The 17,145-nt window shown below is 51.7% G+C and carries 12 protein-coding genes; 4 read left to right on the top strand and 8 right to left on the bottom strand.

What is annotated here, in order from left to right; genetic code table 11:
• Positions 1-150: 150 nt before the first annotated feature.
• Positions 151-2,724 (bottom strand): FapA family protein, encoded by a 2,574-nt coding sequence (locus LZ24_RS11495; protein ID WP_186443096.1) that lies wholly within the window; start codon positions 2,722-2,724, stop codon positions 151-153.
• Between the two features lie 264 nt (positions 2,725-2,988).
• Here LZ24_RS11495 and ptsP point away from each other — a divergent pair, with 264 nt between their 5' ends.
• Positions 2,989-5,265, top strand: coding sequence for a phosphoenolpyruvate--protein phosphotransferase (gene ptsP, locus LZ24_RS11490; protein WP_144685448.1), 2,277 nt, complete (start codon positions 2,989-2,991; stop codon positions 5,263-5,265).
• A 44-nt stretch (positions 5,266-5,309) separates the two neighbouring features.
• Here the strand turns inward: ptsP and LZ24_RS11485 are convergent, their stop codons facing one another.
• The 7 genes from LZ24_RS11485 to LZ24_RS11455 all read right to left on the bottom strand — a co-directional run bounded on the left by LZ24_RS11485 (position 5,310) and on the right by LZ24_RS11455 (position 12,608).
• Positions 5,310-6,101 (bottom strand): substrate-binding periplasmic protein, encoded by a 792-nt coding sequence (locus LZ24_RS11485; protein ID WP_222427618.1) that lies wholly within the window; start codon positions 6,099-6,101, stop codon positions 5,310-5,312.
• 215 nt (positions 6,102-6,316) lie between these two features.
• The gene (locus LZ24_RS11480; RefSeq protein WP_144685447.1) at positions 6,317-7,033 is read right to left on the bottom strand and encodes a substrate-binding periplasmic protein; all 717 of its coding nucleotides are present in this window, start codon (positions 7,031-7,033) and stop codon (positions 6,317-6,319) included.
• A 15-nt stretch (positions 7,034-7,048) separates the two neighbouring features.
• Positions 7,049-8,254, bottom strand: coding sequence for an ABC transporter substrate-binding protein (locus tag LZ24_RS11475; protein WP_144685446.1), 1,206 nt, complete (start codon positions 8,252-8,254; stop codon positions 7,049-7,051).
• 52 nt (positions 8,255-8,306) lie between these two features.
• A complete protein-coding gene (locus tag LZ24_RS11470) occupies positions 8,307-9,053 on the bottom strand; it encodes a substrate-binding periplasmic protein (RefSeq protein WP_144685445.1) in 747 nt (248 codons plus the stop codon).
• 46 nt (positions 9,054-9,099) lie between these two features.
• Positions 9,100-10,686 carry a methyl-accepting chemotaxis protein gene (locus LZ24_RS11465; RefSeq protein WP_144685444.1) on the bottom strand — a complete coding sequence of 529 codons (1,587 nt, stop codon included), beginning with the start codon at positions 10,684-10,686 and terminating at the stop codon, positions 9,100-9,102.
• Positions 10,687-10,968: 282 nt separating this feature from the next.
• A complete protein-coding gene (locus LZ24_RS11460) occupies positions 10,969-11,757 on the bottom strand; it encodes a substrate-binding periplasmic protein (RefSeq protein WP_144685443.1) in 789 nt (262 codons plus the stop codon).
• Between the two features lie 83 nt (positions 11,758-11,840).
• The gene (locus tag LZ24_RS11455; RefSeq protein WP_144685442.1) at positions 11,841-12,608 is read right to left on the bottom strand and encodes a substrate-binding periplasmic protein; all 768 of its coding nucleotides are present in this window, start codon (positions 12,606-12,608) and stop codon (positions 11,841-11,843) included.
• A gap of 308 nt (positions 12,609-12,916) precedes the next feature.
• Between LZ24_RS11455 and LZ24_RS11450 the strand changes: the two genes are divergently transcribed.
• The 3 genes from LZ24_RS11450 to LZ24_RS11440 all read left to right on the top strand — a co-directional run bounded on the left by LZ24_RS11450 (position 12,917) and on the right by LZ24_RS11440 (position 17,135).
• Positions 12,917-14,401, top strand: coding sequence for an amidase (locus LZ24_RS11450; protein ID WP_144685441.1), 1,485 nt, complete (start codon positions 12,917-12,919; stop codon positions 14,399-14,401).
• Positions 14,402-14,546: 145 nt separating this feature from the next.
• Positions 14,547-15,137: a LemA family protein gene (locus tag LZ24_RS11445; protein WP_144685440.1), complete on the top strand. Its 591-nt coding sequence runs from the start codon at positions 14,547-14,549 to the stop codon at positions 15,135-15,137.
• 33 nt (positions 15,138-15,170) lie between these two features.
• Positions 15,171-17,135: a M48 family metallopeptidase gene (locus LZ24_RS11440; protein WP_144685439.1), complete on the top strand. Its 1,965-nt coding sequence runs from the start codon at positions 15,171-15,173 to the stop codon at positions 17,133-17,135.
• Positions 17,136-17,145 lie beyond the last annotated feature (10 nt).

The following is a 17,145-nucleotide window of genomic DNA, read 5'->3' as shown; positions in this document are numbered from 1 at the left end:
TGCCAATAAAACTTATCCGTTTCAGGATAAGTTTTGGAAACGTGAAACAGCATCTTCGCGTTTGCCATTTTTGTCAAGCCTGAAAATGGTGAAAGGGCTAAGCTTTTTTCATTTCGGGCTTATCCGGACTTTGGAAAAAGGGCAAAAAAGTCAGGCATTGACCATGCGGATGGTCCAGCTGGGTTCTCCTTCATAATCCGTGGACTGCACCTCAGAAAAGATCATATTGCGCATGGATTCCTTCAGTGTGATACGGGCTTTGCTTCCGGCGATGCATGTTCCCGAAGCCACAAAACCTTTTACCTTGAGGATGGGTTTGGGCGGATTGGATCTGGACCAGTCCTGCAGCGCTTCGTATTCGCTCCGGGTTTCTTCGATAAGGGATATGGTGTGTTCTGCTTCTTTTTGATTTTTAAGAATACCATCAAGGATTTTGTCTTGCTCCGCAAAAAGCCGGGTGACTGTACTTTCAGTTTTTTCAATGGTTTTTTTCAGATTGGCAAGGTGCGATAGAATTTCTTGCTCTTTTTCCGGAGGCGGAGGCAGGGCCGAAAGTTTTTGGATGAGGAGCTGGCTCTTGTCCTGCTTCTGGGCATTTTCAGCAATTTTCTGATGGATTTCTGTCTGTTGTTTTTCGCTGCTTTCTATTTGTTTTTGCGTTTTTGCCAGTACCTGTTTCAGCTCCCGGGATTTGTTTTGCAGGCGTGTCATTTCATTCTGCATATAAAAATCCACACCAATAAAAAGGGTGGACGGAGATGCCATATCCGTGCCCACCTCGTAGATTTCAAGACCATTTCTTGCGGCAGCTTCGCAGGCAATGAGTTTTCCCTTGGGAAGGGCCAGAGTGCCGCTGGTGCGGATTTTTGAATGGATGATTTCCTTTTCCACAACAATGTTTCCGAAAGCCATGATTTCCGAATCCACCACAAACTTTGCGTGCACATTGCCGCCAGCCCGGATTCTTGATCCGATAATTCCACCCCTTACCACAAGGTCTCCGTCCACGTGAATATCCGCATCATTGACTTCTGCTGTATCTGCGGAAGCCGCCCGCACGCGGAATCCCGGCTGTACGCAGCCGCGGATGCGGATGGCGCCGTCAAAGGATATATGGCCTGTCTTGAGATCCACATTGCCTTCGATGGTCATCTCCGGGAAAACGGAGATTTTCCCGCCCAGGGTTGCGTGGGGCTGACCGTCGATCAGGGCATGCACCATCTGTCCGTCAAGGGAGAGTTCCGCACCATTGCCAGCGCGGAGTTCCACATCCACAGGTTCCCTTGGCAGGGCTTCTTCTCCTGTCACCTTGATACCGGATTTTCCTTCCACAGGCGGGATGCGTTCTCCAAGGAGGGTGCGGCTTTTAACGAAGGGGACTTCACCCCGGTCAAAATAGTCTATATTGCCGTCCGCATCTATTTTGCCTGCTTTGAGGTAGGCGGGATCAAAGCCGTAACGAATATGGCCATCCCTTGGATCTTCCGGCGGGATGCCTTTGGCAGCTTCCAGAGGCACCTGCTGCAGCCTTGTTTCCTGCAGCCATGTCTGCAGCCTGCTGTCCGGCACAAGCCCGAAATAAACTCCCGCATCCGCAAGCAGCCGTTTAAGGCCGTCCAGGCTCAGTTGCGGGGATATCTGCGGGGAAGGAATCAGCCGGGCCAGAAGACCATCTTCACTGATCTCCACGGTCACCCCATGGTTGTCTGGCAGTGAAGGCCGTTCTTCCGGGACAGGTGTGGGTGTTTGTGCATCCGGAATGCGCTTTTGTTCCCTGAGAAGAGAAAACATCTGATCATGGGTCAGGATGTTTTCTTCCACGAGAATGTTGCCCAGCAGTTTGATGGTCCGGTTCCGTTTGAATTTGGCAAGCTGGGTATCCAGTCCCCGGAGAACTTCTTCCTTTGAACAGAAGTTGTGGATGAGGCAGAGACGGCCAAAAAGCTGATCCATCTGCCTTGTTTCATGGAAGAGCTGGGTGGCATGGAGGAGGCTGATCTGTTTGCGGCTGACAAAGCCAAGATCCATGAGAATCTGACTGAGTTTTCTGGGTTTGTGGCTGCCTTGATCCGCAGTCCACTGGCCGATGGCTGACTGCAACTGTTCTGTATGGATAAAGTTATACTGCAGGGCCATGCGGGCGATGGCCATTTCTTCGGGGGGGATTTTGCTGGCGTTTTTTGTGATCTGCCTTTTCTGGTCCTGTTCTTTCCATTTATCTGCAAGGGAGGCTCTGGCATTTTCTTCCGAAGGAGGCGCCGAAGCAGAGCGCATCTGTTCAAGGAGGGCATCTTTCTGTGCGGGTGTGATCTGATTTTTTTCAATCAGGATGTCCGCTGCGCTGAGCAGCTGGCCCTGACGGTAGGCTTCGGCCTGGGTTGTGAGGGCCATTTCGCAGGTTTTGTTATCAACGATCCCTTTTTTTTCTGCCATGCTGCAGAACTGCCTGTCTAAGGATCTGAGGGTGCTGGCCAGAAGTTTTTCCATGGACAGGGGCTGAATATACCCCCGGTTCAGCAGAATTTCTTCAAGGGTAGGGGGAGGGGTTTCTGAAGGCGTTTCCCTGTGGCTGTGCATTTCCGCAATGGCCTGCTGCAGCTGTTCCTTTGTCAGGAGTCCGTTTTCAATGGCCAGCTTCCCCAGAATCGGATAGGCAAGATCCCTTTGCAGGTTTTCTTTCCTGTCTGTGGCAGATCCGGATGCGGGGCTTGATATTTCCTGCATGTAAAGCCTCCCGAAATCAGGGGGTGGGTGAATCCATGGTAGACGTGAAGGGATTTTAAACATATTTTTAAAAGAATAAAAAGTTCTGTATTTTTTTTCGGAAAGATAAGGGAACTTCTTGAGTGGCAGGATGGGCAGGCAGCCGCCAGGATCCTGTCGGTCCATGCAGGCAGTGATGCTGCCAGCTCTTTTTTTGCTGAAGACGGAAAGGGCTGCAGGGGCTGATTTTTTCGCTTTAACCCTAAGCAATGGAATGTGGGGACTATGGAAACAGCGTACAATGACCACCTGAATCTGTTATGCGATATGGGAGACCTCAGTGGTATCCTCCGTGACTCCGATGATATTCATATGTTTCTGGACCATACGGTGGCATTGGTTGCAAGGCATCTCAAGGCGCAGGTCTCTTCCATCTACCTCTACGATGATGCGCTAAAACGTCTGGTTCTCCGGGCAACCCTGGGCTTGAGGCCCGAATCCGTGGGACGTGTTTCTCTGGCTGGGGATGAAGGGCTTGTGGGAAAGGTGTTTTCAAGCCTTGCGCCCTTGTGCACGGGGGATGGCAGAACGCATCCGGATTTTCTTTATTTTTCAGAAACAGGGGAGGAACGTTTTCTTTCTTTTCTGGCGGTTCCCATCCAGAGAGGTGCCGTATGTATTGGTGTGCTTGTGGTGCAGCATGAGGAAGCGGACAGGTTCGGCGCCATGGATGTGAGGGCTTTGCGGGCAACGGCATCCCAGTTGGGAAGTGCGCTGGAGAATGCCCGCCTGCTTTTATCTCTGGGCATGGATTCTCCGGGGAAAAATGGTCTTTTCCATACCAGCAGCCCCCGCCTTTCCCTGATTAAAGGCAAGGTGGCTTCCTCCGGTTATGCCATGGGGCCTGCCCTTGTTCTGGGGGACAACCGCTGTGATATCCTGCGTGAGGATACGGAGCCGGAAGTTCCCGGCGGCAAGGCCTGCTTTCAGGAGGCCCTTGAAAAAACCTGTGCAGAGCTGAATGCCCTGCAGGATCGTTTTGCACAGAGACTTCCGGAAAGCGCATCCCTTATTTTTACGGCACATTTCATGATGCTGAAGGATCCTTCCTTTCGCAGGCGCATTGAGGAAAAAATCGATCAGGGTTTTTCTCCCATGGCGGCTGTGCGGGCGGCAGCCAGGCACTACATCTCCATTTTTGCGGCTTCCTCCCATGCCTATATCCGGGAGAAGGTTGCGGACATTGAAGATTTTTCCTGCAGGCTGCTGCGCAATCTCAAGTCCGGTGATATGGAAGACGGCGGCTCCCGTCCAAGGGGCGGGATTGCCATTGCAGGAGAGCTTTTTCCATCGGATATTCTGAAGCTGGTCAGTGAAGATGTGACGGGAATTGTTCTGGTTTCAGGAGGCCTGACCTCCCATGTGGCCATTTTGTGCAGATCCCTGCAGATTCCCCTTATCCTCGTTGAGGATCATGCACTCCTGCAGATTCCCGAAGGCACACCCCTGCTCATGGATGGCACCACAGGAAATCTGTATATCCGTCCGGATGAAGCGGTGCAGGAAACCTTTGCCCGGAGCAGGGCCGCCTGGCTTGCCGCCGATGCCGTGTCCGGCGTTTTGGATGGCGAAACCCGCACCCGCGATGGTGTCCGCATCCGGCTGCTGGCCAATATCAATCTTCTTTCTGAGATGGCGCTGGCCCTTAAGATCGGTGCAGAGGGTATTGGCCTGTACCGCAGCGAATTTCCCTTTCTCATCCGTTCCTCCTTTCCTTCGGAGGCTGAGCAGTATCAGGTGTATCGCAGGCTTTTTGAGGATATGCCGGGAAAAACGGTGACGGTCCGTACTTTGGATGTGGGTGGAGAAAAAGTGCTTTCCCATGTGGATAGCGGCACCGAGGTCAATCCTGAGCTGGGACTGCGATCCATCCGTTTTTCCCTTCTGCACAGGGATGTGTTTGAAGCCCAGATCCGGGCGGTTTTACGGGCTGCGGAAGGCGCTTTTGCCCTGCGTATCATGTTCCCCATGATTTCCGGTCTGGATGAGTTCCGGGAGGCCCGGAGTATGGTTTATGCCTGCATGGAAAGCTTAAGGGAGGACGGGCTTGGATTCCATGAAAATCCTGAGATAGGGATGATGGTGGAACTCCCTGCTGCCGTTGGAATCATAGAAGATTTTGCAAAGGAGGCGGATTTTTTCTCCATCGGAACCAACGACCTTGTGCAGTACATGCTGGCCGTTGACCGCAGCAACCCCAAGGTGGCCCACTATTATCAACCCTGGCATCCTGCGGTGCTGCGTTCCCTTGCCCGTATTGCAGAAGCTGGCAGCAAAGCAGGCATTGATGTCTCCGTATGCGGAGAAATGGGCCATGAGCCTGCCTTTATTCCCTTTCTTCTGGGAATTGGCATACGGACCTTAAGCCTTGATCCCCAGTTCATGCCTGCCGTGCAGCAGCAGATTCAAAAAATGGATCTTGAAAAAGCAGAACGCCATGCCGCAGAACTGCTTGGCATGGCGTCCACAAAGGCTTTGTCTGAGGTGCTGGGACTTGTTTGACATGGTTTAAAAGGAGACCGCCACGGCTGTGGCGGTCGGCAGGTTTACTGGTTTGTGTGGCTGTCAATGATCTTTTGAATTTCACCTGAGGCCTGCATTTTCAGTATCTCTGCATTGAATTTTTTCAGAAAGTCTTCCTTGAATGGGAATTTCCCCTTATCCTGATTGGTAAAGCCCAGAAAGCCCTGATTGGAAGAGACAACACTGCCCTCCACAAAATCCTTGCCCTTGTATTCTCCGCTTTTTTTGAGGCGGTCCAGTTCCCAGAGAACGGAAATGCGGTCGTTCATGTAGCAGTCGATGCGATTGGCCCCCAGTTTGAGAATGTTGGGGCGGCTGCCTGTGGCTTCTTCCACCCGGATTTTTCTTTCTTCTACAGCCTGCCAGAACTGTTCTCCTCCCAGCTTAAACCCAAGGTTCAGGCCGATGGTCAGCCCGTAGTAATCTTCGGGCCATCGGGTTCTGGATTTGGGAAGGCTGTCTTCCGTACAGAAAATCACCACGGTTTCATCCAGTATGGGAACGGAATAGGGATCCATCCAGGGTCTTGTTTCCCGGTGTTCATAGGGAGGATAGAGGGCAAGGCCGGAACCCGTTTCAATGAAATTAAGGCCTCTGGCCCATGGAACAAGTTCAATGGAGACATCATAGTCCTTCATCCGGGAAAAGGCCCTTTGCAGTATTTCCGTGTAAATACCCTTTGCCTTTCCACCTTCTGCATAGGAATAGGGCGGGTAGTTGTGGTCGCCATAAATGGTGACCGGGGTTTTGGCATAGGCTGCCATGGCCACAACAAGGGTGAGCAGGATGCTTAAGATGAGGCTTTTGTTGAGCATGGGGAGCTCCTTTTCAGGGGGTGGAAGGGCTGCCTGAGTATTCCTGCTGGAAGGCAGGCGTACTCAGGCAGATGAAAGACAGGGACGGGGCGGGACTTTCAGAAACAAGGCTTCGGGTACAAAAAGAAAAAGCAAAATTACGGGCAGGATCGGCTATTTTTCTTAGGATCAGAATCCGTGACTGGCCATAATGGCTTTCATCTGGCCGGAATCTTTCAGTTCTTTGAGACCTTTATTAAAGGCCTTGAGACGTTATTAAAGGCCTTGAGACGTTTTTCAGCATCTTTGGTGTTTTTGGGAAAGCAGACATAAAGATCGTTGACACCCAGGGGCGGTTCCACGATTTCTATCTCATTGACCCTGTCGGGAACCTGGGTGCGGAGCAGGTGAAGGCCAACATATTTGTCCACCACCATGAGGTCTATGCGGCCTGCAAGGAGTTTCAGGATGTTTTGCATATCTTCGGTTACAGGGTCTTTGGTCAGGTATTCTGCGGCATCAAATTCCGGTGTGTTGACATAACCCCGGACCACACCGATTTTATAGGATCTGAGATCTTCCATGCTGTTGTAGGTGATGTTGGCACCTTTTTTTTGAAAGAATACCAGCGGACCGCCGGGGAAGGGATCTGAAATGAGAAAATCCTCTTTCAGTTCTTCTGCATAATATTCCGGAAAATAGACATCAAAACGGCCTTCTTTGGACAGGGCAACTACCCTGGCCCAGGGCATGTACTGTATTTCCAGATTGTAGCCTTCTCTGGAAAAGGCTTCTTTCACCACTTCGGCCACATAACCTTCCCGGGGCATTGTCTCGCCAATGTAAGGCTCCCAGTTCAGGCTGGCACCGGTGAGGTTTTCTGCGGATGCTGAAATTGCATAAAAACATAGAGAAAAAATAAGGGCGATGGTGGATAGTCTGACAGTTTTCATGGGTATCTGATCCTTTCAGTTCTTGTGAAACGGATAAAGCTGGTTGAGGTTCTCAATGGGGCGGAGAAAGCCCCCGGGGCCGATCTGGGTCAGATAAACAAGGTTGCTTCCCTGCCGCCTTTGTGGGCTGAAGGAAAAGGTGAAGCCGCCGATATCCCTTTCATCCTGCTGCTCTGCACTTTTCATGAAGGCTTCCCTTGTGAGGGGAGCAGGGGTATCGGCCAGAATACCGGTCAGGGCTTTGGCTGCTGCAAACCCTTCCATGCCAGCAAAGTCAGCTTGTTTTTCAGGACGTAGTTTGGATCCGATCTGACTATATTCGGCCACAAGCGGAACTCTTCTGTAAAAGGGAAAGGGAACAACCTGAGATACAACAACCCCTATGCCATGGTTTAGGAGCCTTTCGGCAAGGTCTTCACCATTGACAAAGGAGACATTGAGAAATAAGGCTTCACTCCCTGCGTTTCTCATTCCGGATATGAGCTGTGCTGCGGGTTCACTTGTCGCAATAAGGATAACGGCCTCCGGATTTGATTCCATAAGCTGGCTTACGGCTTTTTCTGTATCAGGAGACTCTCTGTTGTAGGATACCGTGCCTGAGGGCACGATTCCGTATTTGGATGCGGCAATGCGTACGCCGTTGAGCCCGTCTGTGCCGTAGCTGTCATTCTGGTAGAAAACGGCAATATTTTTTATGCCCCTGTCCTTTACCAGCCGGTCAACCATGGTTTCGGTTTCCTGTATATAGCTGGCCCTTATGTTGAACACTTCATGTATGACAGGGTATCTGAATATTCTGGCACCGGTAAGGGGGGCAAAAAGAGGGAACTTTTTTTCCTGAAGCAGGGGCAGCACTGTTTCTGTTGTGAGGGTTCCCACATATCCGAACAAAAGAAAAATATTTTGCTCGTTTATAAATGCCTTTGTGTTTTTTTTACATTTCTCCGGATTATAGGCGTCATCTTGGGTGATCAGTTGAATCTGTCTGCCATGAATACCACCCTGTGCGTTGATATAATCAAAATACAGCTGTGCCCCATCCCTCATGCCCTTGCACAGTCCCATGGCAGGCCCTGTAAGTGAGCATGACTGGCCTATGCGTATGTGGGTATCTGTAATGCCCGTATTTGACTCCGCAGGCAGGGGGGAAGCATTGAGCAGGGTTAAGATTAAACATGACAGGAGCAGGAAGGGCCAGTGGGCAGCGGTTTTATTTTTCATTCGCTGTCTCCTTGTATTTGGGCAAAGGATTTAAGATGCTTATGAAACAGGTTCAGAAGCCGTGGCTTTGCATGATTTCTTTGACCCGGCCGGTTTCCTTGAGGATTTTCAGCCCTTGATTCAGTGCTTCCAGATGTTCTCGGGCATTCCCGGTCTTTTTGGGAAAACACACATGGAGGTCATTGACACCTAAGGGAGGGGTCATGACCTCCACTTCCATGGCTCTGTCAGAGCTTTTTGTGCGCAGGAGGTGGAGGCCCACATATTTGTCCATTACCATTACTTGGATTTTTCCGTTAAGGAGATTCTGGATGTTCTCCATATCCGTCATGGCCTCCACCTTGGTCAGATAGTCTGCATTGTCAAATTCAGGGGTGTTTACATAGCCGCGGACGGTACCGATTTTATGGGGTCTGAGATCCTGAAGATGATTGTACTGGATGTTTGTGTCTTTTCTTTTAAAAAAAACAAGGGGACCGCCGGGAATGGGATCTGATATATAATACTTTTCTTCAAGTTTTGCATCGTAATATTCCGGGAAGTAAAAGTCATACCTGCCGGAATCGGCCAGGGCGACCACCCATGTCCATGCCATGAATTCTACGTCCATGGTATAACCGCCACCTGCTTTAAAGGCTTCCCGGACGATCTGTGCCACATAGCCCTGCTGCGGCATATGGGCACCAATATAGGGTTCCCAGTCCAGAGAGATTCCGGTGAGTTTTCTTTCCGGCTCTGCCTGTGCAGTAAGGGTGAGTGCCATCAAGAGTATCAAAAGAATTCTGCCCGGAAACTTCATGGAATGCTCCTTTGGTCTGGTTCAGTTCTGTGTTGGAATATTTGATTTACAGGACAAATCGTCCGATAAGCCCCTGGAGGTTTTCTGCCATGCCGGAGACTTCCCGGGCCTTGCCGTTCACATCGCAACTGATATTATTCATCTCTTTACTGATATTGTCCACACTTTCTATGTCCTGACGGATGCTTTGCACAAAGCCCGTCATGGCAGCCATGTTTTCATTTACCTCCTGAATTCCTTCAGCCGCCTGAAGGACATTGCCGGAAATTTCCCGGGTGGCGGCGGACTGCTGTTCCACAGCCGTGGCAATGACCGTTACAATGTCGCTGGTGGCCTGAATGGCACCGGAGACTTCCTGCACTTCGCCGGTGGCCTGTTTAATGACAGACTGGGCCGATGCGATGATGTTCCGTATGTTTTCCGTAGCTGTGGTGGTCTGGGTGGCAAGGGTTTTGATTTCGCTGGCCACAACGGCAAAGCCTTTGCCAGCCTCGCCCGCCCTTGCTGCTTCTATGGTGGCGTTCAGGGCCAGAAGATTGGTCTGTTCTGATATTTCCGTGATGGATTCGGTCACTTTTCCGATCTGCCCTGCAATATTTTCCAGTTCGGTCATTTTTTCCGTTGCACCCTCGGAGCGGTGTACCGCGTTTTGGGTGGTCCGTCTGGCTTCTTCTGTGTTTTTGGCAATTTCATCGATGGTGGCAGTCATTTCTTCAGCAGCTGCGGCAACCATGGAGGTGTTGGTGGCAGCCTGCTCCATGGCCGAGGCCACACTGCCCATGCTCTGGCTCATCTGCCCCGTGGCACTGGCAACGGCCGTGGCCCTTTCCGCAGAAGTTCTGGAGTCTGTTGCCATTTTTTCGGAAATGGAGAGGAGGCTTGTGGCCGAGTCCGTGAGTTTGTTGCCGTTATCACGGATGCGGCCCATAATTTCATGGATCTGGGCAATGAAGACATTGATCCAGCGGGCGGCAAGGCTGAGTTCATTCCCGCTTTTTTCTGAAATGCGCTGGGTGAGATCCCCTTCACCTTCGGCCAGATCCCGCACAGCAGAAATCATTTTGTCAAGGGGATAAAAGACCATGGCTCTGAGGGTAAAGGCCATGACCGCAAGCAGAAGAATGTTGAGAATGACAATGGTGATGATGGTGTTGATGAGGATTTCACGGAGGCTGTCCTGAAAGAAATCCGGGTTCAGTATGATATGGATATTACCGAGTTTGTCATCCCCTCTGGAGATGGGGCTTTCCCTCTGGAATCTTCTTGTTTCCGGCAGTTTTTCCGTATTTTGGACTTCTTTGTCTGCGTTTCTGCCCAGAATAAGGAGTTGCCGCTGGTTGGCAGGGTCTGAAAGGGCCACGGCGAGAAGTCTCAGGTCCTGCATCTCAGACCGGAGAATGGCTTCCGTCTGGGCCATGTCAAAATTATATAAAGGATCCTGCAGGGTGAGGAGGATGCGCTGCAGGGCAAGGTCGGCATCCACATTCAGGCCCTGTTCCAGCCGGGATTTGGCACTCTGGTATTGCCAGAAGCCCATCCCCATAAGAATCAGCGTGGTTAAAACCAGAACAGTGCTGACAATACGGACAAAGATTCGTTTTTGCATGGGAATGCGGAGAGATGTTTTGTCCATGGAAGACTCCTTGGTGGTGGTTTTTTAGGAAGGTGGTTGGTTATGGGAGCGTATCTTTTTCATCTTCCTGCCCGGATTCGGGCAGAAAGATGCCGTTTGTCCTGCCTGACCGTTTCTTATACCGGATGGGCAGGGAGACTGATCTGCCTGATTCCGAAGGTTGAGTCTGTTTGCTGCAGACATCCATTATATTTTTTAAAGGGTACTCTCTTTTTCATAAACTTGATTTTTCGATAAAAATTATATTTAAAAAGAAAAAACTCTGCAAGGCCTCTTTTGGTATCACTTGTATTCCAGCAGGGCGGTGAAGGTGCCGTCTTCCTTGATGCGGGCAAGGCCGAGGTTGAAAACCTGCAGGATTTCAGCAGCCCTTGGGTGGTCTTTGGATATGATCATGTGGTAATTGGTTCTTTTTACAGGGGTGGGATGAAAAGAGATGCGGTGTTGGAGGTTTTCTTCCCTTAAAATTTTCATCCCCACAAGAACTTCCTCCATCGCCCCGTCCAGTCGGCCTTCCGCAAGCCTCCTGTGATTATTGGCGGGGTCACTGCTTCTGCGGATCCGGTATCCATCTTCCTCCCTGACAAAGCCGTAATCGTATTTTTCCACCCCTCCCAGGGTAAGCCCTTTCAGGTCTTCAGGCCTCTCCCACCGGACTGGTTTGTTCAGATTATAGAAAACCACCGTGTCCAGTTCCAGTACAGGATCACTGTAATAAAACTTTTTCCCCCTTTCATCATTATAACTGTAGAGCATGGTGGCATCGGTTTTTACCCTTTCCGTCATGGAAAGCCCCTGTGCCCATGGAAGGTACACGTATTCCACTGTCCAGCCCTGCCGTTCAAAGGCTGCCGTCACGATGCGGCTCATGGGGCCACCTTCGGTCAGGGATGCTCCCTGATAAGGAACCCACTCACCATTGGCAATGACAAGGGTTCTGGAGTTTTTGTCCAGCGCTTTGGCAAGATTGGGGTCCATGGACATGTAAAACCAGAAACCAGCTCCTGCAATCAGAAGAAAAGCCAGGGCAATTCCCTGGGCAAGAAGAATGGCAGAACGTTTTTTTTCCATATTTTTTAAACTCCAGCATGATAAAAGATAAAAAAACGCCTTTATGGCAGGGCTGCGCAAAAAGGCGTTGGTTATTCAGGTTTTTAAGGCGTAATCTGCAGAATCTGATTCAGGCGTCCATCGGCTTTCAACTGGCTCAGCCCTTTGTTGAATGTCTGAATAATTTCTTCTGCTCTGGGGTTTTCTTTGGAAACGATGAGGTGATAGGGAACGCTTTTTATGGGTTTGGCATGGTAGGTGATTCTGTCTCCAAGGCCTTCCTGTCTCGCCGTTTCAAGCCCCACCAGCCTTTCTTCCATAAGGGCGTCAATGCGTCCGGCGGCGAGTTTGCGGTAATTAAATTCACCGGAAGCAACCCTGTCAAGGGTGTAGCCGCTGTCTTCCCGGACAAAACCATAGTCGTATTCCAGTACGGCACCTAAGGTCATACCCTTCAGATCTTCGGGGTTTTCCCAGTGAAATTTTTTGTCTTTCAGATGAAAGACAACCGTATCAAGGCTGATGATGGCATCGCTGTATAGAAAACTCTGCCCCCTTTCCTCATTATAGCTGTAGAGCATGGTGGCATCGGTCTGGGCCTCACGGGTGAGGTTCAGGCCCCTGGCCCAGGGCATATAACGGAATTCCACATCCAAGCCCTGCGTGGCAAAGGCTTCGGTCACAATGATGCTGGCAGGACCGCCGCCGGGCAGGTCTTTGCCCTGATAGGGAGCCCAGTCGCCATTGGCAATGACCACTTTTCCAGCGGCATGGGCTGTCTGGAAAACGGGGCTGGCGGGCAAATAAAGAAGGGGAATGGTCAGTAAAAAAAGAAAGATCATGCGGGGAAAACGATAGGAAAAAGTCATCATGGGAATCCTCCGTTTTTGCTGGTTTCAGGTGGGGGTGGATTATGGGTATTTATTTTTACTTTATTTATTTTACCTTATCATGTTTTTGAATACCAGTCATTTTTTCCCCGGTGTTTTTCAGATCCCTGAATGTGAAGGGGATATTGTTTTCCCCGGCCTGTTACATGCTGTGATTGACAGCCGGGGTCTCTCTGCGTAAGAATATACCATTGTCTTTATTATATTCCCTGTTTTTGCAGGGATTGGCCATGTGTTTTATGCAGCCTGCCTGATGGGGGGTATACGTTTTTTTAGTAAAGGGGGGATGCATGTTTAAAGAGTATGCGGATTATGACGGTATCGGCCTTGCGGAACTGATCCGTCAGGGGGAGGTTTCTCCGCGGGAGGTGCTTGCTGCGGCACTGGATCGGGCTGAAGCCCTGAATCCGGAGCTCAACGCCATCATTCATACCTTTCGGGAACGGGCGGAGAAAATGGCCTTACACTGTGATGGCAAAGGGTTTTTTGCGGGTGTTCCTTTTCTGCTGAAGGATCTCATGGACAGCTTTGCAGGGGAGCCCATCCGTATGGGCAGCCGGGCGGTGCGTGAGCTGCCCCACACCCACAGTGAGCTGGTCAGGCGTTATCTTGCAACGGGACTTGTCCCCTTTGGTAAAACCAGTACGCCGGAGTTTGGCCTGACCATCACCACAGAGCCCAAAGCTTTCGGGCCGGTGCATAATCCATGGAAAAAAGGATACAGTACCGGTGGGTCATCGGGCGGTTCCGCAGCGGTGGTGGCTGCCCGCATTGTTCCCATGGCATCGGCCAGTGACGGGGGAGGCTCCATCCGCTTTCCTTCGGCCTGCTGCGGTGTTTTTGGATTCAAACCCTCACGGGGGCTTACACCCGTGGGCCCGGATTTCGGGGAACCCTGGGAAGGCGCTGTTGCAGGGCATGTGATCACCCGATCCGTCCGGGACAGTGCGGCCATGCTGGATGCGGTTTCCGGGCCGGAGACCGGGGCAGCCTACCGGGTTTCCCGGCTGGAAGCCTCCTGCCTCAAGGCCTGCGAAAAAGATCCCAAACCTCTGCGCATCGCCTTTTCCTCCTCTCCCATGGTGCCCGTCAGGCTTGATCCCGAGGCCCTGGCGGGGCTCGAATCAACGGTACGTCTTTTGCAGGATCTCGGCCACAGTGTGGAAGAGGCATCCCCTGCCGTTAACCGCCGTCGCTTCTGGAAGGATTATCTGACTGTGGTCTGTGGTCATACGGCGGCCATCTGCCATGATGTGCGGAAAAAGGGCGGGCTGGAAGCCGTTAAAAAACTGGAGCCTGCCACAAGGAACATGGCGGCCCTTGGAAGAAGTCTTTCGGCCATGGATTTTGTGCTGGCCAAGGAAGGATGGCATGGGGTGCAGCTGGAGATGGGACGTTTTTTTGAGAAGTGGGATATCCTGTTAACGCCCACCCTCATTGGTCCCCCTGCGGCCCATGGTGTGATACCTCCCTCAGCCCTTGAGGAAAAACTTCTGGTGGCGGGTTCCTTTCTTCCGGGAAGCCGTTTTCTTCTGCAAAGCGGTCTGGCAAGGCATTTTGCCGCTCCGACCCTGAACCGCATGGGCTTTACCCTCTGCGGGAATGTGACGGGCTTGCCGGGTATGTCTTTGCCTTTGCACTGGACAAAGGAAGGTTTGCCTCTGGGGATGCAGTTTATGGGAGGGATGTGTGGGGATGCCACCCTTTTTGCCCTGGCTGCCCAGATTGAACGGGCGGCTCCATGGTCGGACAGACGGCCTCCTGTGTGTGGATAGGGAACTGATCCGAAACGATTGCAATGTCACTCACAAACAGCCCGATTGTCTTTTTTTAGAACTAATGCTTTGAAATTAATGTATAATTTTTCAAGTTAAAATGTGTTGGATAATTACCTGAAAACCAGAAAAAAGGAGTGTTGACATGGAATGGATAATTGGCATTGGTGTATGTGCGGTCCTTGTGGTGATTTTTACCATTGTTACCTACAATAAGCTGGTTTCTTTAAAAAACAGGTTTCAGAATGCCTTTGCCCAGATTGATGTGCAGCTGACCCGGCGCTATGACCTGATTCCCAACCTTGTGGAAACGGCCAAGGCCTACATGACCCATGAGCGGGAAACCCTTGAGGCGGTCATTGCCGCAAGAAATCAGGCTTCTTCCGGGCTGAGAAAGGCGGCGGCAGATCCGGGCAATCCCGAAGCCATGAAGGCGCTGGCTGTGGCAGAGCAGGGACTTGGCGGGATGCTGGGGCGTTTCATGGCCTTGTCGGAATCCTACCCCCAGTTGCAGGCCAGCGAAAACATGAAACAGCTTTCCGAAGAGCTGAGCAGTACGGAAAATCGGGTGGCCTTTGCCAGACAGGCCTATAATGATGCTGTCATGACATATAATGTCAAGCGCGAACAATTTCCGGCAAATATTGTTGCCTCCCAGTTCCGTTTTACTGCCGCAGCCCTCCTTGAGATAGAAGATCAGGCCAAGCGTCAGGTGCCCAAGGTTTCTTTTTCCTGAACAGGCAGATAATGGGAGAGAAAGGGGTTCCAGATGAATTTTTTTGAACATCAGGACCGTGCCAGACGCAACAGCCGCAGGATGGTTTTTCTTTTTATCATTGCCGTTGTGCTCATTGTTTTTGCGGTGAACCTTGCCGTAGGACTTCTTTTCTTCAGCTTTTTTGAGTTCGGCGCCCATGAAATGCAGCATATGAAGCTGAACGCATCCATGAAGGCCCATGGTATTGTCAGCCTCATCACCCTTATGGTCATTGGTGGTGCCAGCTGGTACCGCATGAGTAAGCTCCGTAGCGGCGGAGATATGGTGGCCGTGGGCATGGGCGGCACCTGGGTGGATCCGGACAGCACGGATCCGGCCCTGCGACGCCTTTGCAATGTGGTGGAGGAAATGTCCGTTGCCTCGGGCTTGCCTACGCCCCACATTTATGTGCTGGAAGCGGAAAAGGGTATCAATGCCTTTGCTGCGGGTTATACGCCGGAAGATGCGGCCGTTGCCGTCAGCCGGGGAGCGCTGGATCAGCTGAACAGGGATGAGTTGCAGGGGGTCATTGCCCATGAGTTCACCCACATTCTCAATGGAGATATGCGGATGAATATCCGTATGATGGGTATTCTCTATGGCATTCTTGCCATCAGTGTGATTGGCCGGGGTCTTTTGCACAGCGGCGGCAGGAGAAAAAGTTTTATCGGTAACAGAAAGCAGGGTGGCGGTGGTCCCATTCTGGGGCTGGGCCTGATGCTTGTGGGGTATATCGGCGTTTTTTTCGGCAGACTGATCAAGGCCAGTGTTTCAAGGCAGCGGGAGTATCTTGCGGATGCCTGTGCCGTCCAGTTTACAAGAAACCCCGATGGCATTGGTGGTGCCTTGAAAAAAATAGCCGGTTATTCTTCGGGCTCCCAGCTTAAGGCCGCAGACAGGGAAGAGGTCAGCCACATGCTCTTTGCCACGGGCCAGAGCTTCTGGTTTTCCATGCTGGCTACCCATCCGCCCATAGAAGAAAGGATTAAGGCCATTGATCCCCGCTTCCGGCCGGAGGATATGGAGCGCAGAGCTTCTGCGGATACGGCAAAAAATCAGAGATCCGGTATCCATGCTGCCTTTGCCGGTTCTTCTGATCCATGGGCTTTTCTCACAGGCAAAAATGAAAAGGTGGCGGCATCGGCCTTTGCTGCGTCCCTGAATCAGGATGTGGAATCGCCGGATCCAGAACATCTGGATCATGCGGTTCAGACCGTTTCTGCCATTCCCGATACCCTTTTGCATGCGGCCCGCAGCCGCAGCGAGGTTCTGGCCCTCTTTCCGGCCCTTTTTCTGGCAAGGGAGAAGGATATGCGGGAATCGCAGATGGGCAAGGTGGAAGAAATGCTGAACCTGAAGTTTGCCGAAAAAGTTGCAATACTTACCAAAGAAGCGGAAAAGATGCATCCCCTCTTAACCCTTCCCCTTTCGGATCTGGCTTTCTCCGCCCTGCGCCAGCTGGATGCTCCCTATGGCAAACGCCTTACGGATCTCATGGAAGCCATGGTTGCCATGGACGGCAAGGTCACGGTTTTTGAGTATTGTTTCGTGCGTCTTCTGAAGCGGCGTCTGGCCGAGGCCCAGTCCCCCAACAGAAAGCCCGAGGGGGGAAAGTGCAGGGGGAAACAGTGCAGGGAAGCCTTGGTAAATATTTTTTCCGTTCTTGCCTGGCAGGGCCATGATTCCGAAGCCCTTGCCCGCAGGGCCTTTCTGGCGGGTATCAGCCGTATGCTTCCCATGGATGTGCCCCTGTACGAGGCGCCTGTCAACTGGGAAAGGGATCTGGATATGGCACTGGAGGTGCTGGACGGTCTGGATTTTATGACTAAAGGCGAGCTGGTCCAGGCCCTGCTGGTGACGGCGGGACACGACGGGCAGCTGTCCCTGGAAGAGGCGGAACTTCTGCGGATGATCTGCGCCTGTCTTCATATTCCGGTTCCTCCTGTGCTGCCGGAGGTGGCGGTGAACAGAGGTTGAATTTTCAGGA

Source organism: Desulfobotulus alkaliphilus, assembly GCF_007830435.1.
Classification (GTDB): domain Bacteria; phylum Desulfobacterota; class Desulfobacteria; order Desulfobacterales; family ASO4-4; genus Desulfobotulus; species Desulfobotulus alkaliphilus.
Note: the sequence above shows the minus strand (reverse complement) of the source record. Positions and strands in the feature narration are given on the sequence as shown.

Excerpts from the sequence above, each read along its gene's own strand:
- LZ24_RS11495 (WP_186443096.1), bottom strand. The coding sequence starts at position 2,724 with ATGCAGGAAATATCAAGCCCCGCATCCGGATCTGCCACAGACAGGAAA.
- ptsP (WP_144685448.1), top strand. The coding sequence starts at position 2,989 with ATGGAAACAGCGTACAATGACCACCTGAATCTGTTATGCGATATGGGA.
- LZ24_RS11485 (WP_222427618.1), bottom strand. The coding sequence starts at position 6,101 with ATGCTCAACAAAAGCCTCATCTTAAGCATCCTGCTCACCCTTGTTGTG.
- LZ24_RS11480 (WP_144685447.1), bottom strand. The coding sequence starts at position 7,033 with ATGAAAACTGTCAGACTATCCACCATCGCCCTTATTTTTTCTCTATGT.
- LZ24_RS11475 (WP_144685446.1), bottom strand. The coding sequence starts at position 8,254 with ATGAAAAATAAAACCGCTGCCCACTGGCCCTTCCTGCTCCTGTCATGT.
- LZ24_RS11470 (WP_144685445.1), bottom strand. The coding sequence starts at position 9,053 with ATGAAGTTTCCGGGCAGAATTCTTTTGATACTCTTGATGGCACTCACC.
- LZ24_RS11465 (WP_144685444.1), bottom strand. The coding sequence starts at position 10,686 with ATGGACAAAACATCTCTCCGCATTCCCATGCAAAAACGAATCTTTGTC.
- LZ24_RS11460 (WP_144685443.1), bottom strand. The coding sequence starts at position 11,757 with ATGGAAAAAAAACGTTCTGCCATTCTTCTTGCCCAGGGAATTGCCCTG.
- LZ24_RS11455 (WP_144685442.1), bottom strand. The coding sequence starts at position 12,608 with ATGATGACTTTTTCCTATCGTTTTCCCCGCATGATCTTTCTTTTTTTA.
- LZ24_RS11450 (WP_144685441.1), top strand. The coding sequence starts at position 12,917 with ATGTTTAAAGAGTATGCGGATTATGACGGTATCGGCCTTGCGGAACTG.
- LZ24_RS11445 (WP_144685440.1), top strand. The coding sequence starts at position 14,547 with ATGGAATGGATAATTGGCATTGGTGTATGTGCGGTCCTTGTGGTGATT.
- LZ24_RS11440 (WP_144685439.1), top strand. The coding sequence starts at position 15,171 with ATGAATTTTTTTGAACATCAGGACCGTGCCAGACGCAACAGCCGCAGG.